The sequence below is a fragment of the Bradyrhizobium sp. genome (assembly GCF_022844465.1).
Taxonomy (GTDB): domain Bacteria; phylum Pseudomonadota; class Alphaproteobacteria; order Rhizobiales; family Xanthobacteraceae; genus Bradyrhizobium.
Genome location: NZ_JALHLP010000001.1, coordinates 1,036,777 through 1,061,239, shown reverse-complemented (window position 1 = coordinate 1,061,239; position 24,463 = coordinate 1,036,777). Strand labels below are relative to the sequence as shown.

Annotated in this window: 23 protein-coding genes; 9 read left to right on the top strand and 14 right to left on the bottom strand. The window is 64.0% G+C overall.

Annotated elements, in window-relative coordinates:
* Positions 1-2: 2 nt before the first annotated feature.
* The 8 genes from Q0D31_RS05045 to fixL all read right to left on the bottom strand — a co-directional run bounded on the left by Q0D31_RS05045 (position 3) and on the right by fixL (position 7,474).
* The gene (locus Q0D31_RS05045; RefSeq protein WP_291845888.1) at positions 3-1,493 is read right to left on the bottom strand and encodes an ABC transporter substrate-binding protein; all 1,491 of its coding nucleotides are present in this window, start codon (positions 1,491-1,493) and stop codon (positions 3-5) included.
* A gap of 68 nt (positions 1,494-1,561) precedes the next feature.
* Positions 1,562-2,449 (bottom strand): ABC transporter permease, encoded by an 888-nt coding sequence (locus Q0D31_RS05040; RefSeq protein WP_291845886.1) that lies wholly within the window; start codon positions 2,447-2,449, stop codon positions 1,562-1,564.
* Positions 2,446-3,384, bottom strand: a complete 939-nt coding sequence (locus tag Q0D31_RS05035) for an ABC transporter permease (protein ID WP_291845883.1) — start codon at positions 3,382-3,384, stop codon at positions 2,446-2,448. The genes Q0D31_RS05040 and Q0D31_RS05035 overlap by 4 nt, the downstream gene beginning before the upstream one ends.
* A 345-nt stretch (positions 3,385-3,729) precedes the next feature.
* Positions 3,730-3,990: a hypothetical protein gene (locus Q0D31_RS05030; protein WP_291845877.1), complete on the bottom strand. Its 261-nt coding sequence runs from the start codon at positions 3,988-3,990 to the stop codon at positions 3,730-3,732.
* 43 nt (positions 3,991-4,033) lie between these two features.
* On the bottom strand, positions 4,034-4,729 hold the full coding sequence (locus Q0D31_RS05025) for a helix-turn-helix domain-containing protein (protein WP_291845872.1): 696 nt from the start codon (positions 4,727-4,729) through the stop codon (positions 4,034-4,036).
* A 111-nt stretch (positions 4,730-4,840) separates the two neighbouring features.
* A complete protein-coding gene (locus tag Q0D31_RS05020) occupies positions 4,841-5,215 on the bottom strand; it encodes a response regulator (RefSeq protein ID WP_291845866.1) in 375 nt (124 codons plus the stop codon).
* A gap of 113 nt (positions 5,216-5,328) precedes the next feature.
* Positions 5,329-5,946, bottom strand: coding sequence for a response regulator FixJ (fixJ, locus tag Q0D31_RS05015; protein WP_291845864.1), 618 nt, complete (start codon positions 5,944-5,946; stop codon positions 5,329-5,331).
* The gene (gene fixL / locus Q0D31_RS05010) at positions 5,930-7,474 is read right to left on the bottom strand and encodes a sensor protein FixL (RefSeq protein ID WP_291845862.1); all 1,545 of its coding nucleotides are present in this window, start codon (positions 7,472-7,474) and stop codon (positions 5,930-5,932) included. Before fixL ends, fixJ begins: the two co-directional genes overlap by 17 nt.
* A gap of 255 nt (positions 7,475-7,729) precedes the next feature.
* Between fixL and Q0D31_RS05005 the strand changes: the two genes are divergently transcribed.
* Positions 7,730-8,557 carry a universal stress protein gene (locus Q0D31_RS05005; RefSeq protein ID WP_291845860.1) on the top strand — a complete coding sequence of 276 codons (828 nt, stop codon included), beginning with the start codon at positions 7,730-7,732 and terminating at the stop codon, positions 8,555-8,557.
* Between the two features lie 27 nt (positions 8,558-8,584).
* Positions 8,585-9,004: a CBS domain-containing protein gene (locus Q0D31_RS05000; protein ID WP_291845858.1), complete on the top strand. Its 420-nt coding sequence runs from the start codon at positions 8,585-8,587 to the stop codon at positions 9,002-9,004.
* A 43-nt stretch (positions 9,005-9,047) separates the two neighbouring features.
* On the opposite strand, the gene Q0D31_RS04995 is transcribed toward Q0D31_RS05000, so the two are convergent.
* On the bottom strand, positions 9,048-9,776 hold the full coding sequence (locus tag Q0D31_RS04995) for a CBS domain-containing protein (RefSeq protein WP_291845857.1): 729 nt from the start codon (positions 9,774-9,776) through the stop codon (positions 9,048-9,050).
* A gap of 81 nt (positions 9,777-9,857) precedes the next feature.
* Positions 9,858-10,328, bottom strand: a complete 471-nt coding sequence (locus Q0D31_RS04990; protein ID WP_291845855.1) for an Hsp20/alpha crystallin family protein — start codon at positions 10,326-10,328, stop codon at positions 9,858-9,860.
* 143 nt (positions 10,329-10,471) lie between these two features.
* On the opposite strand from Q0D31_RS04990, the gene Q0D31_RS04985 reads away from it, so the two are divergent.
* From Q0D31_RS04985 to Q0D31_RS04960, 6 genes are all read left to right on the top strand, one after another.
* A complete protein-coding gene (locus Q0D31_RS04985; RefSeq protein ID WP_291845853.1) occupies positions 10,472-11,455 on the top strand; it encodes a zinc-dependent alcohol dehydrogenase family protein in 984 nt (327 codons plus the stop codon).
* Positions 11,452-13,029 (top strand): bifunctional aminoglycoside phosphotransferase/ATP-binding protein, encoded by a 1,578-nt coding sequence (locus Q0D31_RS04980; RefSeq protein WP_291845852.1) that lies wholly within the window; start codon positions 11,452-11,454, stop codon positions 13,027-13,029. The genes Q0D31_RS04985 and Q0D31_RS04980 overlap by 4 nt, the downstream gene beginning before the upstream one ends.
* Before the next feature lie 20 nt (positions 13,030-13,049).
* Complete coding sequence (locus Q0D31_RS04975; protein ID WP_291845850.1) at positions 13,050-13,919, top strand: CHAD domain-containing protein; 870 nt, start codon at positions 13,050-13,052, stop codon at positions 13,917-13,919.
* A gap of 110 nt (positions 13,920-14,029) precedes the next feature.
* Positions 14,030-14,863, top strand: a complete 834-nt coding sequence (locus tag Q0D31_RS04970) for a universal stress protein (protein ID WP_291845848.1) — start codon at positions 14,030-14,032, stop codon at positions 14,861-14,863.
* Between the two features lie 99 nt (positions 14,864-14,962).
* The gene (locus Q0D31_RS04965) at positions 14,963-15,325 is read left to right on the top strand and encodes a hypothetical protein (protein WP_291845846.1); all 363 of its coding nucleotides are present in this window, start codon (positions 14,963-14,965) and stop codon (positions 15,323-15,325) included.
* Between the two features lie 34 nt (positions 15,326-15,359).
* Complete coding sequence (locus Q0D31_RS04960; protein WP_291845845.1) at positions 15,360-17,192, top strand: alpha/beta fold hydrolase; 1,833 nt, start codon at positions 15,360-15,362, stop codon at positions 17,190-17,192.
* A 28-nt stretch (positions 17,193-17,220) separates the two neighbouring features.
* On the opposite strand, the gene Q0D31_RS04955 is transcribed toward Q0D31_RS04960, so the two are convergent.
* Positions 17,221-17,427: a DUF2892 domain-containing protein gene (locus Q0D31_RS04955; RefSeq protein WP_291845843.1), complete on the bottom strand. Its 207-nt coding sequence runs from the start codon at positions 17,425-17,427 to the stop codon at positions 17,221-17,223.
* Positions 17,428-17,653: 226 nt separating this feature from the next.
* On the opposite strand from Q0D31_RS04955, the gene Q0D31_RS04950 reads away from it, so the two are divergent.
* Positions 17,654-20,347, top strand: a complete 2,694-nt coding sequence (locus Q0D31_RS04950) for a bifunctional acetate--CoA ligase family protein/GNAT family N-acetyltransferase (RefSeq protein ID WP_291845841.1) — start codon at positions 17,654-17,656, stop codon at positions 20,345-20,347.
* A gap of 50 nt (positions 20,348-20,397) precedes the next feature.
* Here the strand turns inward: Q0D31_RS04950 and Q0D31_RS04945 are convergent, their stop codons facing one another.
* The 3 genes from Q0D31_RS04945 to Q0D31_RS04935 are packed head-to-tail and all read right to left on the bottom strand — an operon-like array spanning position 20,398 to position 24,454.
* The gene (locus tag Q0D31_RS04945; RefSeq protein WP_291845839.1) at positions 20,398-21,990 is read right to left on the bottom strand and encodes an MBL fold metallo-hydrolase; all 1,593 of its coding nucleotides are present in this window, start codon (positions 21,988-21,990) and stop codon (positions 20,398-20,400) included.
* Positions 21,981-22,904 (bottom strand): ribose-phosphate diphosphokinase, encoded by a 924-nt coding sequence (locus Q0D31_RS04940; protein WP_291845838.1) that lies wholly within the window; start codon positions 22,902-22,904, stop codon positions 21,981-21,983. Before Q0D31_RS04940 ends, Q0D31_RS04945 begins: the two co-directional genes overlap by 10 nt.
* A complete protein-coding gene (locus Q0D31_RS04935) occupies positions 22,901-24,454 on the bottom strand; it encodes a thymidine phosphorylase family protein (RefSeq protein WP_291845835.1) in 1,554 nt (517 codons plus the stop codon). Before Q0D31_RS04935 ends, Q0D31_RS04940 begins: the two co-directional genes overlap by 4 nt.
* Between the last annotated feature and the right edge of the window lie 9 nt (positions 24,455-24,463).

Here is a 24,463-nt window from a genome sequence, read left to right as displayed (position 1 = left end):
TCTCAGCGCGTGACGTCCAGCCCCTTGTAGAAGGTGTTCTGGTAGATCATGTGCGGCCGCGCGCCGGCGATCTTCTTGTTTGCGACCTGGTGCATGTTGATGTTGAGAACGGGAATCCAGAGATGCTCTCTGGTTACCTTCTGCTGCACCAGCCCGTAGTACTTGGTTCGGTCGGCTTCCGTCAGCGCCGAGCGCCCCTTCTTCAGCCACTCGTCGGTCTCGGCGTCCTTCCAGTTCATCCGGTTGGGCGTCGGGATGTTGCGGGAATCGAAATAGATGTTCATGAGGTCGCCGGCCGAAAGGTAAGGCACCGTCACCGACCAGATTTCGTAGTCCTGTTCGGCCATCTTGGCGGGGGCAATGGTGGAATCCCAGGGCTGCAGCTGCCACTGCACGCCGATGCGGCGCAAATAGCCCTGGATCGCCTCGGCGACGCGCGGCGTGTTGCCGGCCTGGGTGTAGTAGACCTTTGGCTGCAGCTTGACGCCGTCCTTTTCGCGGATGCCGTCGCTGCCCAGCTTCCAGCCGGCTTCATCGAGCAGGGTCTTGGCGCGCTCGATGTCTTCCTTGACGACGCCATTGGTGCTGGCGTCGAAATCGAGCGCGTCGGGATCGACGACGGTGAAGGCCGGGTCGGCGTTGCCGAGCAGGATGCCCTTGGCGATCTCGGCACGGTTGATGGCAATGCTCATCGCTTCGCGGACCCGCCTGTCGGCCACCATCGGCCGGGTCGTCTTGAAGCCGAAATAGAGCAACTGGAAGTTTGGCTTGGCCTCGGTCACGGTCAGCATCGGCGCGCCCTTGGCCTGGGCGATGAACTGCGCCGGAAACTGGTGGGTGATGTCGAACTGGCCGGCCATCATCGCCGCCACGCGGCTGGAATCCTCGGGGACGATCTTGATGACGAGCTTTTCGAACTTAACGGGTCCCTTGTTCTTGTACATCGACGGGCCCCATTTGTAGGCGTCGTGGCGCTTGAGCACGATCTCGGTGCGCGGCTGCCAGTTGTCAAAACACCACGGACCGGTGCCGTCAGCGCCCTTGATGCCATAGTCCTTGCCCAGCGTTTCCACACTCTCCTTGTTGTGAATGACGTTGGTGAACATGGTGAGCTGCAGCAGCAGCTCCGAGAACGGCTCCTCGAGTTCGTATTCGACGGTGTAGGGATCCGGCGCGCGCAGCTCCTTGATGGTGCCGGCGCGCCAGGCAAACGGCCCCTTGAGCGCCGGGTCCTTGAGTCGTTTGAAGCTGTAGATGACATCTTCGGCGGTGAATTTCTTGCCGCTGCAGAACGACACGTCGTCGCGCAGCTTGAAAACATAGGTCTTGCCGTCGGGGCTGACCGTCCAGGACTTGGCGAGATAGGGGACCGGCGTACGGCCGTCCCAGTCGAGCGCCACCAGCGTGTCCTGGAACATGTTGACGATATCGGAGGTCGGGCCCCAGGTGGTGCGCTGCGCGTCGTAATGCGGCGCGTCGATCGCTTTCATCATGGTGAGGGTTTGGGCTGATGCGGAAGCCGTAACGCAAAGCGCCAATGCCGCGCTCAGAGCTGTTCTGATCATGTCTGCAGCCTCGGGTCGAGGACGTCGCGGAAGGCGTCGCCCAGAAGATTGGCGGCGAGCACGATCACGAAGATCGCGCAACTCGGGACGGTGGCGATGTGCGGGGCCATGAACAGGAAGTCGCGGCCCTGGGCCGCCATCATGCCGAGTTCGGCGGTAGGAGGCTGCGCGCCCATGCCGAGGAAACCCAGCGCCGATCCGATCAGGATGATCTGGCCGAAGCGAAGGGTGAGGAACACGAAGATCGTCGAAATGCAGTTCAGCGTCAGGTAGCGCCAGATCAGCGCGCCATCGGTCACGCCGACGGCGCGGCCGGCTTCCATGAATTCCTGTCCCATCACCCCGACGGCCGCGCCGCGCGCCACCCGCGCGACGTCGGGTATGGTGGCAATGACCAGCGCAATGACCACGGCGGCCAGGCCGGCGCCGAAGATCGCCGCGACCGCCAGCCCGATCAGGATCGCCGGGAAGGCCAGCATGACGTCGACCAGACGCATGATCCAGCCGTCCAGCCGGCGGTAGTAGGCCGCGAGGATTCCCAGGATACCGCCGATCAGGCCGCCGACGATCACGCCGACCAGCCCGAGCATCAGGGTGTTGCGGGTTCCGAAAATCACCCGGCTCAGGATGTCGCGGCCGGTGTTGTCGGTGCCGAACCAGTGCTCGGCGCCGGGCGGCTGCATGACCTTGGTGAGGTCGGTGAAGTAGGGATCGTAGGGCGCAATCCACGGCGCCAGCAGCGCCGCCAGCACGATCGCGGTCAGCGTGATCGCGGCCGCCGCCGCCACCCGGTCGCGTGCCAGCCGCTGCAGCAGACCGGCGCGCGCGAAGGCGCCGGTCGGATGTTCTGCGATCAAGGCTGGTTCGAGAGCTTCGACGCTCATCGGCGTTGCACCCTGGGATCGAGATAGACGTAGAGCACGTCGACCAGCAGGTTGATCGACAGGAAGGCGATGGCGAGGATCATGATCGCGCCTTGCGCGGTCGGGAAATCGCTGGAGACGATGGCGCCCACCGCGAGCCGGCCGACCCCGGGCCAGGAGAACATGGTCTCCGTGACCACGGCGCCGCCGAGCAGGAAGGCCGCCTGCAGCCCGATCAGGGTGACGACGGGGATCATCGCATTGCGTAGCGCGTGATGGATGATCACGACGGTCTCGCGCAGCCCTTTGGCGCGGGCCGTGCGCACAAAGTCGGCGCCCAGCACTTCCAGCACCGCGGTGCGCGTCAGCCGCGCGATCGGCCCGATCAGGACGAGGCCGAGGGTCGCCGCAGGCAGGATCAGGCTTGGCAAGCCACCGTCCCATATCGGGCCGGTCCGGCCGGTGAACGGCAGCAAGGCCCATTTGTAGCCGACAAACTGGATCAGGATCAGGCCGATAAAGAACACCGGCATGGAAACGCCCGCCACCGAGCAGGCCATGATGACGCGATCGGCAAGACGGCCGCGATTGACCGCCGCCAGCGTTCCGAGCGCAAGCCCGCTGGGCACCGCGATCAGCATCGCACCCAGCATCAACTCGACGGTCGGTCCGATGGTCATCGCCAGTTCCTCGCTCACCTCCCTGTTCGAGATGATCGAGCGGCCGAGATCGCCGCGCAGGACGCGCAGGATGTATTCGAAGAACTGAATTGGGATCGACCGGTCGAGACCAAGCTCAAGACGGATCGCGGCGATCGTCTCGGCCTTGGCGTCGGGTCCGGCGATGATCATCGCGGGATCCGCCGGTACGACCTGCAACAGGCAAAAACAGAGGAAAAGGACCCCGAGCAGGGCCGGGAACGAAATCAGCAGACGATGGACGATCTGTTGTCCCATGCGACGCCAACGGACCGGTTAGGCCAACAAGGGGAACTCCGCCGCCCGCGCCGACGCATGATTTCCCCCTCGGCAGCCGCGCTTCGTCCGACGTGCGCGGCTTTTTTTCTGCTGAGATAGTGGCATGCGTGAGACACGGCGTCACGCGCAATCTGCGCGCTCGCTCCGCCTGCGTCCTTTTGCGCTTCGAGCGGTGACTGCCTCTTGCAATGCGAGAAGTCCGCCTCACGAAATTCCGGCAAGCGCTTCCGTCCTCACACGCTCGGCGGGAAAATGCCGTGCGAGGTTGTACCTACTATCTGGATTCCAACTGCCAGTGTACGCGAATTGCCGAACTTGATCGGATCAAGACGCGACGCGGGTCGGCGCTGTATCGCAAGGGCTGTAAGAGGGGCTCGACGAATGCTCAAATCGGTGGTGGTCGGCCAAATGCATGACTTCGACGCAGTCGGCGTTCAAGCGTTCATTGTCGACCAGCCGTTCGGCCGCCACCAGTGCCTGAGACAGCCCGTCTGACTGAACATCGACCTGACGCTGCAGACACTTGAATCGATGGCCATCTGAATTCAGGATTTCCTTGTAGAAGGAGACGCGATAATTGTTCATCTTGCACTCCTCTTCCTGCGGGCACGCTGTCGCGATCTTAACCTCAGGCGTCCATGTCGGCCAGCCGCTGGCGATTGCGCAACACAATCTGGCGGGCGCTCGAAAACACCAGGATACCCTCGTCGCTGAGTTGTGACAGCGCCCGCGACACAGTCTCGAGAGTGAGACCGAGATAGTCGCCGATGTCGCGGCGGCACATCGGCAGCGCCATCATGCCGGCCTTGGCGAGTCGGCGATCCATCTCCAGCAGGAAGGTGGCGACCCGCTCCAGGGCGGTCTTGCGGCCGAGAAGCAGCATGTGGTCTTCGGCGTGCCGGAGATCGCCCGCTGTCATGGTCCAGAGTTGGTGGGCAACCCGGACATCCGATCCGGCCGCGGCTTCAAGGCTGCGACGCTTCACCAGGCGGACGGTGGTATCGGTGATCGCTTCGGCGGTCAGGCGGTGGGTGGACCCGGGATCGAGGCCAAAGACGTCGCCCGACAGCAGGAACGCGCCGATCTGGCGCCTCCCGTCGTTCAACAGCTTGTAGGTGCGGACCGCGCCGCGGATCACCTGGTACACATATTCCGAAGGCTCGCCCTCGCCATAGATTTCTTCCTCCTTCCGATAGGAAAACTCGGTGGCGATCACGCCTGCGCAACGGGTGACCACGCCGAACGGATCGGTAGCCGGAGCGCGCGAAGCAGAGAAACCTTTGGCTGCGGGGACTGCCGGGCTGGGGATCGTCTGGGTGAGCATTTGCCATCTCCTTGGTGCAGGGATAGCGTGGTGTACCCGGGATGATGGTTGTCAGATATTTCGGTCGATATCCTAAGCACGATCCCCTAAGGGACATTACGGAGGCGAGCCTCAGGTTGGGCCTGCGGCACGGCGCGAATCAATTTCGTTTCGCACGCACTCGACCAGATTCTCCTCCAGATTGGGCTTCAACAGCACCTGTCGGACCCCGGCCGAGGTCGCTTTGGCCATAATGTTCTCGTCCGGATAACCCGTAATCAAAACGATCGGCGTGCGCACGTCGAGGCGCCGCAGCCGGAGCGCCAGTTCCAGACCGTCAATTTCGGCCATTTTGTAGTCCACCACGAGGCAGTCCGCACGGTGCCGAGTTGACGAGCCCAGCAGCGCGGTGCCGCTGCGGAAGGTGCGGACCTCGAATCCCTCCGTCTCCAGCAGAAAACGCAATGACGTCCGCACGTCGTAATCGTCATCAACGACGTAGATCATCAATTTTCGAGGCGGAGCACCGGTTCCGGTTTCTCCGCTGGAGCTGGAGCTGTTTCGGGCATCGATCATGTGTCAAGCGTAAACCGCTTGCCGGCGGGCCGGTTTGACTTGGCTCAATCGCCGACAATTCCCGCCCGGATCGCGAACCTGACCAGCTCGGACAGGTTATCCGCCTGCATCTTGGTCATGACGTTCGCCCGGTAGACCTCCACCGTGCGGGGGCTGATGTCATATTCCCTGGCGATCGCCTTGTTCGATTGACCGGTCACCAGCCCCTGCATTACCTGGCGTTCCCTGGGGGTGAGCGAGGCAACCCGCGCCGCCATGTCGGCCGAAAGCGTTTCGCTCCTTGAGCCGCTTTCCTTTTCCAGCAAGGCGGTCTCGATCATTCCGATCAGCCGGTCGTCTTCGAACGGCTTCTCGAGAAAATCGAGCGCCCCGAGCTTCATCGCTTCGACGGCAAGCGGAACGTCGCCATGACCGGTCATGACGATCACCGGAAACCTGCCGCCGCCGGCCTTCAGCTGACGCAGCAACTGCATTCCGTCGATGCCCGGCATCCGCACATCCGTGATCACGCAGCCGGGACCCAGGTTTGCAAGTTCGTCGAGAAAAACCTGGGCGGAATCGAACAGGCGCACGCCGAAGCCGGCCGATCCCAGCAGGAAATCCAGCGAATCGCGCATCGCCGGATCGTCGTCGATGACATAGACGTTATGACGTTGCGACATCGGTCGTATCCTTGGCAGCCGCGGCGGGCAGGGTGAAACGGAAAGTTGCGCCGCCGGAATCGTTCGTTTCCGCCCACATCCGGCCGCCATGGGTGTCGATGATCGTGCGGCTGATCGAGAGGCCGACGCCCATGCCGGAATCCTTGGTGGTGAAAAACGGCTGAAACAGGTTGGCGAGCGCATCGCCGGCGAAACCGGCTCCGGTGTCGGAAACGGCTATTTCAACCATGTCGTCTGCGGCCCTGGTGTTTGCGGCTATCAGCTCGCGGTGCCCCGAGCTCGCCATCGCTTCCAGCGCGTTACGGAACAGGTTGACCAGCACCTGCTGGATCTGGACCCGGTCGGCCAGCACCAGGTCGCAGGTCGGATCGAGGTTGAAGCGCAGCACCACGCCCTGCTCGCGGGCGCCGGTCAGACCGAGCGCGCCGGCTTCTTCGACCATTTTTGAAATGCTCTCGACCCGCTTCTCGGCGACGTCCCGCGCAACGAAGTTGCGCAGCCGCCTGATGATGTCGCCGGCGCGGATCGCCTGCTCGGCGGCGCGATCGAGCGCGGCCTCGATCCGGGGAGCGTTGGCGTCAGTGCTTCCCGCCAGCAGGCGGCGCGATCCCTTCATGTAATTGCTGATTGCTGACAGGGGCTGATTGAGCTCGTGGGCGAGGGCGGAAGCCATCTCGCCCATGGCGCTGAGGCGAGAGACGTGGACCAGTTCGGACTGCAATTCCTGCAACCGCGTCTGGGTCTGCTGCTGTTCCGTGAGGTCGCGAACGAAGCCCGTGAAGTACGGCTTGCCGCCCGATTGCATCTCGCCGATGGTGAGATGCATCGGAAACGTGGTGCCGTCCTTGCGCATGCCGGTGACGATGCGGCCGATGCCGATGATACGCCGTTCGCCCGTGCTCAGATATCGGGCAATGTAGGCGTCATGCCGGCTGCGGTCCGGCTCCGGCATCAACTGGCTGATGTTCATTCCAACCGTCTCCGGCTCGGTATAGCCGAATTGCCGCACGGCGGCGCTGCTGAAGAATTGCATGATCCCATGCGCGTCGATCACGATCATCGCGTCAGGGACCGTTTCCAGGATCGAACGAAAGTGCCTCTCGCGAGTCCGGACGGCATCCTCCAGCCGTTTCTCGCGGTCGATGTCGATCACGACGCCGCTAAGCCGCGCCGGGCTGCCGTCGGGGCCTCCAACGACGCCGCCGAATGCTCGCACCCAGTGACCCGCATCGGAATGCCGCCGTACCCGGTACTGGATGTCGAAGTCGCATCCGGTGTTGATCGACGCCAGCACGGCCGTTGCCGTGCGCTCGCGTTCCTCGCTATCGAGCAGGGAAAGAAACAGATCGTAGTCGATCGGCGTTTCGGGTTCGACCGCAAACAGCTTTCGTGTGGTGTCGGACCAGACCAACTTTCGGGTTGAGAATTCAAGATCCCAGGTGCCGACATCGGATTCGCCGATGCCGTCGCGATCGAGGTGATCCTGATCGCGAAACGGCTGACTGAACGGTGAGTTGGTGTCGATCATTCTTCGCTTTGCAATCGCTTCCGCACGCCAGATATCGCACACCGACAAGCATGCGCAAGGAAACCGCGAGCAAATTCATGCTATCATTCAACCTGTTGAAGTAAAATGAGATTTTAGGTCGCCGGAGGCGGTGCCGTCGGCAGCGGCTGCATGTCCTGCAAGGAGCAAGGTTGTTGATCTAGGTCAGTTTCGATTTGCGACGGGCATTTACGATGAATGATGTAAGGGCATCCCGCCCCGGCCCTGGAGAAGGTGATGGACTACAAAACGGTCATGGTCGGTCTGGCGCTCGACCGCCCCAACGGTGCCTGCCTCCGGGTGGCCGGAGATATCGCCGAACGCTTTGGGGCGCGGGTTCTGGGCATTGCCGCTGCGGACCTCAGGCCGCCCATGTATTTCGCGGAAGGCGCCTTTGCGCAGCAGATGCTCGATGAGGAAGCCGCCGCCATCCACAGGCGGCTATCGGAACTGGAGGCGGAATTCCGGGACTCGGTCGCGAAGCGCGCCGCTTCGGTCGAGTGGCGCTCCGCCCGAGGGTTGCCGGTACCTTACATGCTGCGGCAGGCGAGGGCCGCCGATATCATCGTGGTCGGTGCCCGTTCCGAGACCCTGGTCGATCCCGGCGCAGCCGCGGATCCGAGCGACTTGGTGATGCAGGCCGGACGCCCGCTCATCGTGGTGCCGCCGGCGGCACAGTGGCTCGACTTAAGAAGTGTCCTGGTGGCCTGGAAGGACGTGCGCGAGGCCCGTCGGGCGGTGTTTGATGCGCTGCCGATCCTGGCCGCGGCAAAGGAGGTCACGATTACGGAAATTCCCGAGCAGGACGATGGTCGCGCCGAAGCGTTGTCGCACGTTGCCGACGTGGCCGCGTGGCTGCGCGGCCACGGTATCGCGGCCCACACCACGGTTCCCGAAAGGCCCGCCGTTGTCACCGAGCAGCTCGAGAAGGTAGCCGCCAATGTCGGTGCCGGCGTCGTGATTGCCGGCGCCTATGGTCACTCGCGCCTGCGCGAATGGGCGCTCAGTGGCGTCACCCGGCATCTTGCAATGGAATCGCGCCGTTGCGCGTTCCTGTCCCGCTGACGCAGTTGAGGATGACGAGGGGCTGTCGTGCATAGATTCCTCGAAGCCACCGCCGGACAGTACATGACACGCACGGTCAAGACCGTGACCCGCGACACCACCATGCGCGAATTGCAGCGGATGTTCGAAGACGACGACTTCAACTGCTATCCGGTCCGCGAGGGCGACGACATCGTCGGTATCATGAGTAAATTCGACTTCCTGAAATGCTTTACGTTCAACCCGGGGCGCATGGTTCCGGCCTACGACGAATTGTTGTCGCGAACGGTCGGGGAAGCCATGATGCCGGAATTCATCTATGTCGATCCGGCAACCAAGCTGACACGGGTATTGCAGCTGATGGTGGATCATCGGATGAAGAGCATCCCCGTGCTGGATAGCGGGCAGCGGCTGGCGGGAATCATTGCGCGCGAAGACGTCATGCGGGCGCTGACCGCCCGCGTATAGGCCGCGTCCAGATCGGCGTGGGGCGCGCCGCCTTTTTCTCTGCCTAATCGGCTTTTGCCATCTCGATGTCTTCGGGCGATTCCAGGTACATCCCGGACATCGTCTCGACCCAGCAGAGATGATCGTGAACCTTCCTCACGCCGGCGACATTCTCCGCCGCCACCTTGGCCGCGCGGCGCGCTTCCTCGTCGGTGATTACGCCGCTGAGATGAACGATGCCGTCGCGCACGACGACGTTGAGGCCGAACGGGCTCCAGTCGTTCTTCTCGAATTCCTTGATGATGCGGTCGCGAATATGGTCGTCATCGGCCGTCGGATCGGGAATTTCGCGGGCAAGGCTGGCGACCGCCTGCAGCAGGTTGGCGCGCGAGACGATCCCGACCAGCTTGTCGCCGCGCATCACCGGCAGGCGCTTGACGCCCTTGGTCTCCATCACCTTCACGATTTCCTCAAGAGGCGTTTGCTCGGCGATCGTGAGCGGCTTGCTGGTCATGACTTCGGAGACTTTGCGACCGTGCTCCTGGACGTAGTCATTCGCGGCGGAGCCGGCGCCGAACAGGAAGCGGAGCCAGCGGTTCCGCTTGCGCTGCGTGCCGATCTCGCTGCGGCGAAGGAAGTCACCCTCCGAGACGATGCCGACCAGCCTGCCGGCGGGATCGACCACCGGGAGCCCGCTGATGTGCCGCCGCAACATGAGATTGGCGGCCTCCATGATCGTGGCGTCCGGTGCGATGGTGACGACGGGGCGTGTCATGATCTGGTGGGCGCGCATCGCGATCTCCCGTTAGCTGCCTTAAATCATCCTTGAAGGAACGACGGAGCGCTCCAAACAGAGCGCTCCGTCCGTGCCGTATCACGCGGCCGACTTGATCTCGATCTGCTTGGCTTGTCTTGGCGCCGGCTTCTGCACGGTCACCTTGAGCACGCCATTGGCGATCTCGGCGGTGATGTCCTCGACCTTGACGCCGGCCGGAAGCTCGACCGAACGCGAGAACGCGCCGTAGCTGCGCTCGACCAAGTGATAGTCCTTGTTCTTTTCCTCGCGCTCGTTCTTCTTCTCGCCGCGGATGGTCAGGAGATTGTCGGCGACGTTGAGTTCGACGTCCTTCTTCTCCAGCCCCGGCAACTCGGCGGTGATCTCGATCGCCTTGTCGGTCTCGCTGATGTCCATGCTGGGCATGTTGGTGGTGGCGAGGCCGGGAATGTTGCGGGTTACGCCCTCGAACAGCCGGTCGATTTCCTGCTGCAGGAGCGAGAACGGGTTGGTTTCGCGGCGGGCGATCGCGCGCTGGGTTCCAACCGGGATCACGGATTTCGCATTCATGTTTGCCTCCTCGTTAAAGTCGCTAGAGCCGCACTGGCAAAATCAAGGATACAGCGCAGGAACAAGGCTCCATTTGACGAGGATCAAACCGGGTCAGGTCGGCCAGGTTAGGGTGCACACGGTTGCGTGAGGGCGATCAAAAGATGCATGCGATGGTCCTGACAGCGCCGGGTGCTTCGCTCCTGCTCGAGCAGCGGGAGGATCCTGTGCCCGGCCCCGGGACCGTTCGGGTCAAGGTCGGGGCGTGCGGCGTCTGCCGGACCGACCTGCATGTCGTCGATGGGGAGCTGCCCGGAATTACCTACCCCACCGTTCCCGGCCATGAAGTGGTCGGGAGGGTGGAGGCGCTTGGGAAGGGCGTAACCGCGCTGAAGCTGGGCGACCGCGTCGGCGTTCCCTGGCTCGGCTACACCTGCGGCGAATGCGCCTATTGCGCGAGCAACCGGGAAAACCTTTGCGATCGCCCGCGCTTTACCGGCTACACGCGTGACGGCGGGTTTGCGACGCATCTTCTCGCCGATGCCCGCTATTGCTTTCCGCTCGGCGAGCAAGGCGACGACGTTGCGATCGCTCCGCTGCTTTGCGCCGGACTGATCGGCTGGCGCTCGCTTGTGATGGCGGGAGATGCAAGGCACCTCGGCATCTTCGGCTTCGGCGCAGCCGGGCACATCGTCGCGCAGGTTGCCCGATGGCAAGGCCGCTCGGTCCATGCCTTCACGCGGGAGGGCGACGCGGAGGCCCAGCGGCTTGCGAGATCGCTCGGCGCCGAGTGGGCCGGAGCGTCGGAGGACCAGCCTCCGGTGCCGCTCGACGCTGCCATCATCTACGCGCCGGTCGGCGCGCTGATTCCGCGGGCATTGCGCGCCGTACGAAAGGGCGGGAGGGTGGTGTGCGCCGGCATTCACATGTCGGATATCCCGTCCTTCCCGTATCAGGTCCTCTGGGGCGAGCGGCAACTGCTTTCGGTCGCCAACCTCACGCGCCGGGATGGAGAAGAGTTTTTCAAAGTCGCCACGCAGGCCGGCGTCAGGACGCATACGACCGCGTTTCCGCTGCGGGAGGCAAACGAGGTCTTGACCATGTTGCGTGCCGGGCAGATCACCGGCGCCGCCGTGTTGCAGCCATGACCGAACAACGGCCGGTCGAGGTGGACAGGGCCGCCGGGACCGACCAGCAGCGCGTGCTCGATTTCCTCGATGCGTCGAGCTTTGGCGCGGCGAAAGGCGGCAAGCGGATCGACACCCACATCTCGATGGTTTTCCTCGGGGGCGATCGGGCGCTGAAAATCAAGCGCGCCGTTCGCCTGCCGTTCCTGGATTACTCGACGCTGGAGAAGCGCAAGCGTGCCTGCGAGGAGGAGCTGAAAGTCAATGCCCGCAATGCCCCGCAACTCTACCGGCGCGTCGTCGCGATCACGCGCAGGCCCGACGGTACGCTGGAAGTCGACGGCGCTGGCATCCCGGTCGAATGGGCGGTCGAGATGATGCGGTTCGATGAGGAGCGGGCGCTTGACCGGATTGCGGCCTCGGCCACGATCGATCCGGCGCTGGCGGTCGCCGTGGCCGACGTGATCCTGCTTTCCCACAACAAGGCGCCGCGTGCCGACGGCAGCGCCTGGCTCGCCTCCATCGCGTCGATCATCGACCGCAACACCGCGGCGTTTCACGCGGTGGCCGGACTTGACGCCGCCGCCATCGACCGGCTCCACGCGCTCAGCCACCATCGCGCGGCGCAGCTTCGATCGCTGCTCGGGCGGCGCGCCGAACAAGGATTCGTCCGGCGCTGTCACGGCGATCTCCATCTCGCCAATATTGCCCTGGTCGACAACCGGCCGCTGCTGTTCGATGCGATCGAGTTCGATCCGGTCATCGCCACCACGGACGTTCTCTACGATCTGGCCTTTACGCTGATGGACATGATCCACTTCAATCAAGGTGCTGCGGCAAACGTCGTGCTCAATCGATACCTTGCCGCGGCCAGCGATGAAGATCTTGATGGCCTCGGCTCGCTGCCGCTGTTCCTGTCGATGCGGGCGGCGGTCCGCGCGCATGTGTCGTTCATGAAGAGCGAGCAGGCCCGGGCGGGCGAGGCGGCTCGGAGGGAGGCCAGGAATTACTTCGATCTTGCTTTGCGACTGATCGCGCCAAAGCCGCCAATGCTGGTGGCGATCGGCGGCCTGTCGGGGACAGGAAAGTCGGTGCTCGCGCGTGGACTCGCAGGCCTGATCGAGCCGCCGCCCGGCGCGCTCATTGTCCGCTCGGACGTTATTCGCAAGCGCCTGTTCGGCGTCAGCGAAACTGTGGCGCTGCCGGACCTTGCTTATCAAGCCGGGACCACCGAACAGGTGTATGATCGACTTTTGAGCGTTGCGCAGCGAGTTCTCGCCCATGGGTGTTCGGTAGTGCTCGATGCGGCCTGTCTGCGGGAATCGGAGCGGGCAAGGATTTCCAGGTTGGCGATCACGGGTAGGGCGCGCTTCGTCGGATTGTTTCTGACTGCAGATCTCGCCACCCGGCTTGCCAGGATCGAACGGAGAAAGAACGATGCCTCCGATGCGACACTTGAGGTTGCCCTGAAGCAGGATACACTGGAAATTGGGCCCGTCGATTGGCCGATGGTCGACGCCTCCGGAACGGCTGGCGACACCCTGCGCCGAGCCTGTGCTTTTCTGACTGCCTCCATACCGGTCGACAACGGATGATTAAAAGCCGCCCAGCTGGAATGCGTGGCCGTGCCAGGACGTCGGCGGGCGAACATGATTGCGCGACCGCGTTGCAAGAGATTGCGCGGGATTGCCTTGCGATCATCAAGACGCATCATGGCCGTGCCGGCGCCGCCGACGCCGAGGCCCTGCATCAGATCCGCGTCGCAATCACGCGGCTGCGCGCCGCCGTCACGTTCTTTGCCCCGATTGCAGTCGACAGGGAATGGCTCCGCCTGAAACGGGAGATCGCGTGGCTGAACATCTCTCTCGGGGCCGCGCGCGACGGCGACGTCGTCGCCGAGTACGCGCGCCACAAGCGATACCGGGCATGGGCGGAACGCGCGCTGGGCGAGCGGTTCAATCAACACCGAAGGCAAGACGGTCGCCGGCTGGTTCGTAGCATGCGCTCCGCCCGGTTTCGACGCCTGATCGCGGCGATGGAAAGCTGGATCGAACACGGATCGTGGTTGACAAGGCAAGAGGGTGCCGCACCGCTCCAAGCCTATTGCGCACGCGAACTGAACCGCTGGCGTCGGCGGCTGATCCGCAAGGGGCGGCATCTGGAAACCCTGGGCGAATCACGCCGCCACAGCCTGCGGATCAAGGCCAAGCGCTTCCGTTACATGCTGGAGGCGTTGACGGAAACGGTCGCCGTGCGCCGCCGCGCCGATTTTCGCCGGTTTCATGGACCGGCGAAGCGGCTCCAGCGCGCGTTGGGCGACCTCCGCGACCTCAAGCGCTTTGCCGAGCTTGGCCTACAAGCCACGGCGCCTGGCGATGGCCAGCGCGGCAAGAAGCGTCCGCCCGGCTATCGCCGGCGGAGGGAAAAACTGCTGAATGCCGCGGTCAAAGCCCATCGTACCCTCAAGCAGGCCGGGGCCTGCTGACGTAGCTGGTCTCGGGTTTGATGTGCATCAACTTCGATCAGCCACCCGCCGGGTACGCTGTATCTGGCGTGCACGATGCGCGGCCTTTGCGAAGGTTGGGAGATCGAACGATGTTCAGAAACATTCTGGTCCATATTCCCTCGGAGCGTCCGGTCAGGCCCGTGGTCGACGTCGCCGTCGCACTGACGATCGCACGCCGGTCGCATCTCGATGCCGTGGCCATCGGATACGAATCGATGGGCGCCGCCGGAATGCTGGTGGAGGGAGGCGGCGCCGCCATGGCCGCCGTGATGGGAGTCGAACAGGAGCGCGCTTTGGAAAGGGCGAACGCTGCGATTTCCGTGTTCGAGGTCGAGGCCAAGCTCGCCGAAATAGCCTACTCCGTCAGGTCCATCGCGGCGATCCCGGCCGAGGCCGGCGAGACCATCGGAGCGTTGGCCCGGCTTTACGACATGACGATCGTGTTGCAGCCGGAATACGCCAGGCCAAGTTACGACAACGAAATTCCCCAGCAGGTCCTGTTCAATTCCGGTGGACCGATGCTGATGGTTCCCTACATTCACAAGGGGCCGCTCGATGCGCATCATGTCGGGATCGCCTGGGACGGCAGCCGTCTCGCCGCCCGTGCGATGCGCGATGCGATGCCGTTCCTGATGGGCGCGAAAGCCGTCACCGTGATTGCCGTCAATGAGGAAGCGGGCGAGGCGTCCTCAGACCTGCTCGTCCGCCATCTGGCCCGGCGCGGCGTTCCGGCGCGGGTCCAGCGGCTGACGGCGGAGCGCAGCGATGTTCAAGGCGCCATTCTGTCGATTGCGGCGGAAAGCAACATGGGTCTGCTGGTGATGGGCGGATACGGCCATTCGCGATTGCAGGAGCGAATTCTCGGCGGCGTCACCCAAGGCATGTTCAACGTGCTGACCGTACCGGTGTTGATGTCGCACTGATCCGACTGCTTTGTTCCGCCCAGTTTGATGCATCGCAATGACCGCTTGGTTTCGGCACGTATCGCTTGTTGGAGTTCCCAGAACTGGAGGCAGGTTGTCATGGCAGAGTTGTCCGAACGGATCTCGTCAGGTCCATCCCAGTCGGCCGCAGAGGCGGAGGCCTCCAGATTGAACCAGAGCATGCTCGAATTCATGTTCGGTACGCAACGAATGATGTTCGAGGAGCTCATGTTCGTCAGCGACGCGATGATGGAGAGAACGCGGACAGAAATGCATCTCTTGACGGAGTTCGTCGCGAAAATGGCGGGCGCGCATTCCGTCAAGGACGTCAGGACGTTGTGCCAGGAGTGTGGCCAGCACCAGCTCGACTTCTTCCGTCGCGATTCCGAGCGGCTGTTCAAGCACGGCGAACGGATGATTGCGACGACGTCCAACCTGATCAACGGACGTTCGCTGAACTGACGCGGTTGTCTATGTACCAGCGTAAAGGCGAGCGATGAACAGCATCCGTCCGGAACCGAACTCGCCGACGGCTAAAGTGACCGTATTGCCGCTTCGCAACCATGCCGCGGGCCGGAGCGAAGTGCGGCCGGCGGTGCCTCCCGAGCCGCCGGCCTCACCAGTGGCGCCGGCCGAAGCGCATCAGGCCGATCGCGCCCTGCATGCGATGACCGCGCGCCTGAGCGGCGGCATTTCGCCGGTCGCGCTGGTGCTGGCCTATACGGACTGGCTCGCGCATCTGGCCTCCTCGCCGCAGCGACAGATCGAGATTTCACAGCAAGCGCTTGTGGACGCCGGGCGCCTGTTCGCGGCGGGGCAGGCCCCGTGGTCGCTGATCAAGCCGCAAGCGCAAGACAGGCGTTTCGACCGGCCTGAATGGCAACATCCGCCGTTCAATCTCATGGCCCAGGCGTTTCTGCTCGGTCAGAAATGGTGGCATGACGCGACGACCGGCGTGCGCGGGGTGGCAAAGCAGAACGAAGCGATTGTCGAGTTTTCGGTGCGGCAGATGCTCGACGTGCTGTCACCCTCTAACTTCGCCGCGACCAATCCGGAGGTACTGCGGAAAGCGTTGGAGAGCGGCGGCGCGAATTTCGTGCGCGGATGGCAGAACTTGCGCAGTGACTGGGCCCGCCTTGCGGCGGCGGGCCTTGGATCCGTCAGGACTGATGGCTTCGTCGTCGGCGAAACCGTCGCGACGTCGCCCGGCCGGGTCGTATTCCGCAACGAACTGATCGAGTTGATCCAGTACTATCCGACCAGCGACAAGGTGCATCCGGAACCGATTCTGATCGTGCCGGCCTGGATCATGAAGTACTACATCCTCGATTTGTCGCCGCAGAATTCCTTGGTGAAGTTTCTCACCGGCGAAGGCTTCACCGTTTTCATGATCTCGTGGCGAAATCCGGACGCCGCCGATCGTGATATCGCCTTCGACGACTATCGAAAGCTCGGCGTTGAAGCAGCCCTCGCCACCATCGGCGGTATCGTCAACGGCCGCCGGGTTCATGTGCTGGGCTACTGCCTCGGCGGGACGCTGCTGGCGATATCAGCGGCGACCATGGCGCGCGGCGGCGACAACCGGCTGAAGTCGATCAGCTTGCTGGCGGCGCAAACCGACTTCACCGAAGCCGGCGAATTGACGCTTTTCATCAACGAGAGCCAGGTCGCGTTTCTGGAGGACATGATGTGGGAACGTGGCGTCCTCGACACCACGCAGATGGCGGGCGCGTTCCAGCTGCTGCGCTCCAACGATCTGATCTGGTCGCGGCTCACCCGCGACTATTTGCTGGGAGAGCGGGCGGCGCCCAGCGATCTGATGGCCTGGAATGCCGATGCGACCCGCCTGCCGTACCGGATGCATTCGGAATATCTGCGCAAGCTGTTCCTCAACAACGACTTGGCCGGAGGCCGGTACATGGTCGAGGGTAAGCCGATCTCGCTGTCGGATATTCACACGCCGATGTTCGTGGTCGGGACCGTTCGCGATCACGTCGCGCCGTGGAAATCGGTCTACAAGATCCACTATCAGGTCGATGCCGACGTGACCTTCCTGCTTGCCAGCGGCGGTCACAATGCAGGGATCGTGGCGCCCCCCGGCGAACAGGGCCACAGCTATCGCGCCGGAACCAAGGCGGCCGACGCCACCTATGCCGGCCCCGACGAATGGCTCAAGACCGTCACAACGGTTGAGGGATCGTGGTGGCCGGAATGGACGAGGTGGCTGGCCGCGCTATCGGGCGAGCGGATCGACCCGCCGCGGATGGGCCTCGAAACCACCGATGAGACGAGCTTGATCCAAGCACCCGGCGACTATGTGCGCGAATGACGGCGCGGGTATGCCGTGGGCACCCGGTCTACTTGTTGGTGCGGGCGCTTGAAATGCCCAGGATGGAGTAGAGCGGGCAGCTCCTGAGGAATCCCGTCGCGAGCAGAACCACGCCGATTAGCCCGGCCCAGCGCCATCCCTGGATGGCAAGGCCATCCTGGAACGCATAGGCGAGCAGCACCAACCCCAGCACGACCCGCAGATACCGGTCAACCGTTCCGACATTTAGCGGCATGGAAGCGTTCCTCTTGGCCGTTGCATGAGTATCACGAAATGACATCATGCAGTGTCGCGGTCGGCGTTGATCTGTGTCAATGACGTGCAGGCTGGTGAAGCTCCGCGAGGTCAGAACCGTCATCGGGCCGAGACCTTGCCGGACTACCATGTCGCGCAAAGGACACATTGGGCTGAACACTCCCGGCGTTCACTCGGGGATGCAGCCTGACGGATACGGAAGCCTGATGTCTACCTACCGCCTGAAGAACCTGCTTTCGCCGCGCTCCGTCGCGCTGGTCGGCGCCAGTCCGCGCCAGGGCTCGGTCGGCCGCGCCATTCTGAACAATATTCGCAAGGCGCAGTTCAAGGGCGAGTTCGGCCTCGTCAATCCGCGCTACTCCGAGATCGACGGCGTCGCGGCCGTCGGCAGTATCGCCAAGCTGGCGTTTGTGCCGGAGCTCGTCGTGCTCACCGCGCCGGCGCGATTGATCGCCGGCCTTGTCGATGAGGCCGGTCGCAGCGGCGCGGCGGGCGCGGTGATCGTCAGTGCCGGGCTTGGCCAGGGACCGGATTCGCTGGCCGACGCGGCGGAACGGGCCGCGCGAAAATACGGCATGCGGCTGATCGGGCCGAACTGCCTCGGCATCATGATGCCCGGCGTCGGTCTGAATGCCAGTTTTTCCGCGCATATGCCGGCGTCGGGAAACCTTGCGCTGATCTCCCAGTCCGGCGCCATCGCCGCCGGCATGGTCGACTGGGGGGCGCAGCGCGCGATCGGCTTTTCCGGAATCGTTTCGATTGGCGATCAGCTCGATGTCGATATCGCCGATCTGCTCGACTACTTCGCGCTGGACGAAGCGACCCAGGCCATTTTGCTCTACGTCGAGGCGATCGGTGATGCCCGCAAGTTCATGTCTGCCGCGCGCGCAGCCGCCAGGGTCAAGCCGGTGTTTGTCGTTAAGTCGGGCCGCATGGCACAGGGCGCCAAAGCGGCTGCGACCCATACCGGGGCGCTTGCGGGCGCGGACGCGGTCTACGAGGCGGCGTTTCAGCGCGCCGGCATCCTGCGGGTTTCGGACCTGCGCCAGTTGTTCGACTGTGCCGAGACGCTCGGGCGGGTCAAGGCGGCGAGTGGTAAACGGCTCGCGATCCTGACCAATGGCGGCGGCCTCGGCGTGCTCGCGGTCGATCGGCTGGTCGAACTGGGCGGCGTTCCCGCCGGCCTATCGCCCGCGATTCACGAGAAGCTGGACGCGGTGTTGCCGCCGACCTGGTCGAAATCCAATCCGGTCGACATCATCGGCGACGCTGATCCCGCCCGCTACGCCGCGGCGCTCCAAGTTCTGCTCGCCGACGCCGGCAATGACGCCGTCCTGGTCATGAACGTGCAGACGGCAATCGCGCGCGCCGACGAGATCGCCGCGACTGTGACCGGCGTGGTCCGGAAATATCGCGCCGAACATCGCCTGTCGCCCAAGCCGGTGCTCGCAGTCTGGGTCGGCGCGGATCATTCGATCAGCGCCCTGCTGAGCAGCGCCGGAATTCCGAACTATCCCACCGAAGACGATGCGGTGCGTGGTTTCATGCACCTGGTCTGCCATCGGGAACTGGTGGAAGCGCTGGCGCGGGTCCCGCCCGCCATGCCGGACGAATTTGCGCCGGACGCGGCGGCCGCAAGCCGGATCGTCGCGGCCGCGATGGCAGATGGCCGGCAATGGCTGGATCCGATCGAGGTCAAGGGGCTGCTGGACGCCTATGGCATTGACGTCGTGCCGACATTTGCGGCCGTCGATGCGGACGAGGCGGTCGCTCACGCCACGGCGTTGTTTGCGCAGGGTTCCACCGTCGTGCTCAAGATCATGTCGCGCGACATCTTGCACAAATCGGACGTCGGCGGCGTTGTCCTCAATCTGACCAGCGCCGACGCGGTCCGCAAGGCGGCGGTCGAAATTCTGGCGCGGGCAAGATCGCTGCAGCCGGAGGCGCGGATCGAGGGCGTGATGGTTCAGGCGATGGTGGTGCGGGCAAAGGCGCGCGAGCTCATCGTCGGGCTGGCGGACGATCCGACCTTCGGCACCGTCGTCGTCTTCGGCCGTGGCGGGACGGCGGTCGAGATCATCAACGACAAGGCGCTGGCGCTTCCGCCGCTTGACCTGCAACTGGCGCGCAGTTTGATCGAACGCACCCGCGTCTCGCGGCTGTTGCCGGCCTACCGCGATGTGCCGGCGGTGAAGAAAGACGCGGTCGCGATGGTTCTGGTCAAGCTGGCGCAGATGGCCGCCGACATTCCAGAAATACGCGGGCTCGATATCAATCCGCTGCTGGCGGACGAGAAAGGCGTGCTCGCCGTCGACGCCCGCGTCGCGGTCGGGCGCGTGGATCGGAAGTTTCGCGGGGCGGGCCCGGCCAACTTCGCCGTGCGGCCGTATCCGTCGCAATGGCAGCGCCATATCGAGGTCAAGGACGGCTGGCGGGCACTCGTTCGCCCGATCAGGCCCGAGGACGAGCCGCTGATCCACGAGATGCTGCGCCACGTCACGATCCAGGATGTGCGGCTGCGGTTCTTCGCGCCAATGAAGGAGTTCTCCCACGAATTCATCGCCCGGCTGACGCAGCTCGATTATGCCCGGGCAATGGCCTTCGTGGCGCTGGACGAAGCGACCGGCGAGCTGGTGGGCGTGGTCAGGATCCACTCGGACTCGATCTATCAGAGCGGGGAATACGCAATCCTGTTGCGGTCGGATGTCAAGGGCAGGGGACTCGGCTGGGCCCTGATGCAGCTCATCATCGAATATGCGAGGTCCGAGGGACTGAAGGTCATCTCCGGCGACGTGCTGGCCGACAATACGACCATGCTGGAGATGTGCCGGAGCCTCGGGTTCGATGTGGCGCCGGATCCGGCGGATCACGATATCTACAACGTCAGGCTCGCACTGTAGGTTGGTGTCGTGCGCCAGTACCCATGCGAGGCATACCCTACTCGGAAGCGCTATTCCTCCAGCGCGCGCCGCAGGCGCCGGATAATGACGCCGCGAGCGCGGTCGTCGGCGGCGGCCTCGATCCGGTCGTTGATGTCGAGGACGAGCTTCGACATGTCGTTGTGCCAGTCGAGCGCCACCACGGCCTCGGGCGCCAGACGGCGGCGGCGGGCGGCGTCAAGCGGCATCGGCACGGCGGCCGACAATTCGTAGACGTCATCCAGCAGCGGTTGAAACACCTTCGCTGCCGGAACGATGCGTTCGGCAACCCGCTCGGCAAGGCCGGCAACGGCCGGCTCTTCGCCATGGACCAGAAACAGGCCGCGCCGTATCGGTCGGCGCGCGCCGATCCATCGCGCCAATTCCGCTCCGTCGGCGTGTCCGGAATAGTCGTCGATGCTGCGGATGCTTGCCGCGACCTTGATCTCGTTGCCCTGGATACGCACGGCCTTTGCGCCATCGACCAAGAACCGGCCAAGCGTCCCCCGGGCCTGAAATCCGACCAGCAGCACCGTGGCTTTGGCGTTCCAAAGCCAGTTTCTGAGATGGTGACGGATACGCCCGGCGTCGCACATGCCGCTGGCTGCGATAACGATATGAAAGCCGGTCAACCTCGCAATCGCCTTGCTCTCGTCGACCGTTTCGGTGAACCGCAACTGGCTCGAACTCAACAGCCGTTGGAGGTCGACCTGGGGATCAAGGCTTTCGGCGTGCTTGCGGAACACCTCGGTGGCGCGGATCGCCAACGGCGAATCCAGAAAAATCGGAGCAGGGGGAAGGTCGCCGCGTTCCATCAGCGCGACCAGGTCGACCAGAAGTTCCTGGGTGCGTTCGACCGCAAAGGCCGGAATCAGCAGCGCGCCCTTGCGCGCAGCGGCGTCGCGGACCTCCTCGGCCAGACGCGCGCGGCGTGCATCGGGCGTGGTCGCAGGCCGCTCCCGGTCGCCATATGTCGATTCGCAGATCACATGGTCGAAGCCCGCGGGCGCGTCGGGATCTGGCTGCAGCAGTTTCGCGTCCGGTCCGATGTCGCCAGATGCCAGCACGCGCATCGGCTTTCGTGACGTACTTCCGTCGGTAAACTCGATCTCGATCGAGGCGGAGCCGAGCAGATGTCCGGCATTCCAGTAGCGTGCGCGAACGCCTGACATCACGTCGATCCATGTTTCGTACTCGACCGGGGTGAAGGATTGCAGCGAAGCGATGGCGTCGGCCTGGGTATAGATCGGATCGACCTGGGCGCGTCCGCGGGCGGCGTTACGCCGGTTCAGCGCCAGGACCTCCGATTCCTGGATGCTGCCGGCGTCTGGCAGCATGTATGAGCACAGGTCGATGGTGCCGCGCGTCGCGTGAATCCGGCCGGCGAAGCCGTCGCGCACGAGTTTGGGCAGCAGCCCGCTGTGATCGATGTGGGCGTGAGTAAGCAGCACCGCATCGATCTCGGTGGGGCGAAACGGAAAGTCCCTATAGTTCAGTTCCTTCAGGGTTTTCTGTCCCTGAAACAGGCCGCAATCTACCAGAAAGCGTCCCGCGCCGGTCTCGAACAGATAGCACGAGCCCGTGACGGTACGCGCCGCGCCGCAAAACCGGATGGTCACTCCCATCGTGAAATCTCCGCAGTGCCCGCGCGCATCAGTTCGCCGTTGAGGGCATCGACAAACAGGTCATCGAGCGAAATGGCGTTGGTGGAATGGGGAACGCTATAGGTCGATCGGATCGAGCGGATGCCTGATGAGGTCATCTCCCGGCACAGTTGTTCCGAGAACAGCGCGTGCGTGACCACCGCATCGATGGTGATTGCGCCGGCCGCGATGAGCGCGTTGGCGCAGGCGATGATGGTGCCGCCGGATGAGACGATGTCGTCCACGATCAGCGCCGGGCGGCCGGCAATGCGCGCTGGATCTGGATAGGTGATGGCGACGGACCGGTCGCCGCGGCGGATCTTTTGAGCAACGGTATGCGACAGGCCAAGCCGGCCGGCGAGATTGCGGACCCAGGGCAGGGATTCCGCATCCGGTCCCGCTAACACCGTCGTGGGATCTAGGCCGGTCTTGCGCAGCGTTTCCGATATCGCAGGCCCGGCCGACAGATTATCGGACTCGATGCCGGGAAACACGGCCCCGATGTCGGGCGTGCGATGCAGATGCGCATCGACCGTGATGACGCGGTCCGCGCAACGCGCGAGGAACAGGCCGATGACCTTCTGGCTGATCGCCTCGCCGGCATGGAAGGCCGTATCTTGCCGCATGTAGCACAGATAGGGCGCTACCAGCACGAGACGTTTCGCGCCGCCGCGCCGCAGCGCTTCGACGGCGAGCGCCAGCGCAATGAGCTTGTCGTTTGGCCGGTCGAGCGAAGCGTAGATGATGGTCGTGGCGGCTGCCGGACAGGTGGTCACCCGCATTTCGCCGTCGGGAAAGGTATGGATGGTGATCTCGTTGAAGGGGATGTCGAGCCGCGCGGCGAGGCGTGCCGCGTCGCGCGAGGACGATGGCAGGCTCTGAATGGCGGCGCTCATGGCGCCGTCTCTCTGGATGCCGGATGCCGGGCGCCGATCGCATAGCCGCTGTTGCGTTTGGCGGCGGCAACGGCGAGGTCGAGTTCGGCCTGGTCGTAGGCGTGAATTCGATAGAGCGGCTGCCCTTTCTCGACGCGATCGCCGATCTTGCGGAACAGCTTGATGCCCGCCCCCTTGTCGATCGGGGCGCCTGCGGTTCGCGCCAGACGGTTCAATTGCAGGCAGTCGATTTCGGAAACGTCGCCGTCACCGCCGGCACGGACATCGAAGGTCAGTCTGCCGATATCGTTGCGGCAGGCCGAGGGCCCCTGGGCGTCGATGATCCCCTGCATCTTCTTCAAGGCCGCGCCGCTCTCGAGCAAGTCGCGGGCGCGCGCGTAACCCGTTCCGCCGCGAAGCTGCGGGTCGTATTCCAGGAGGTGCGCGGCGAGCCGCAGCGATTTTTCGCGAAGGTCGGCGGGTGCGTTCGCCTCGTTGGCAAGGACAGCCATGACGTCCTCGGCCTCGAGAACCGGCCCGATGCCGTTGCCGATCGGCTGGCGGCCATCGGTGGTGATCACCTCGACCGCGATGCCGAAATGATCGCCGACGAACTCAAACAGTTTGCGCAGCCGCATCGCTTCGGTGGCGTTCGCCAGCTTTGCCGTTGGACCGACCGGCAGGTCGATCAGGAGATGGGTCGAGCCAGCCGCGAGCTTTTTGGACATGATCGAGGCAACCATCTGCTCGCGGGTATCGATACACAGCGGGCGTTCGACGGAAATGAGAATGTCGTCGGCCGGTGACAGATTGACGTGCCCGCCCCAGATCAGGCAACCGCGGCACGCGGCGACGATCTCTTTCATCTCCTCGGCCGATACGTCGACCCGGGCCAGAACTTCCATGGTGTCGGCGGTACCGGCGGGCGAGGTGATCGCGCGCGACGAGGTTTTGGGAATGGTGAGGCCGTGCGCTGCGACGATCGGGACGACGATCATGGACGTGCGGTTTCCGGGTATCCCGCCGATGCAATGCTTGTCGACGACGATCGGGTTCGGCCATGTCAGCTGGGTCCCGGCCGCGGCCATCGCCCGGACCAGGGCGAGAAGCTCGCCGCTGGTCATGAAACTCGCAGAGCCAATCAGGAATGCGGCGATCTCCATGTCCGAGTAGCGATAATGCGAGAGGTCGTTGATGATGGCGTCGATTTCGGCCGGCTTGAACGCCCGCCCCTGAATCTTGCCGCGAACTGCATCGAGGCTTTCAGGTGAGGCGGCGGGGCTGACCGTGACCAGGCTGCCGGCAGCTTCGCCAAAGCGCCGAAATGCCGGCTCGGAAAGCCCGATTTCGTCGGATCCGACCAGCGCGTCGTCGTCCGTGATCAGGAGCGTCGCAAGCAGCGCTTTCGCGCCACGCTTCAGTTCGACCCGGCTGAAGCCGCGGAATATTTCCGGCCGCAGCGCGCTGGAGTGACGCGAGATCACCACGATGTTCTCGCGTCCGGTGTCGAGACTGACGCGGCGGACTTTCAGTGGCGGGCGGGAATTGTCCGTATCGCTGCCTTCGGCCATCTGGACTCC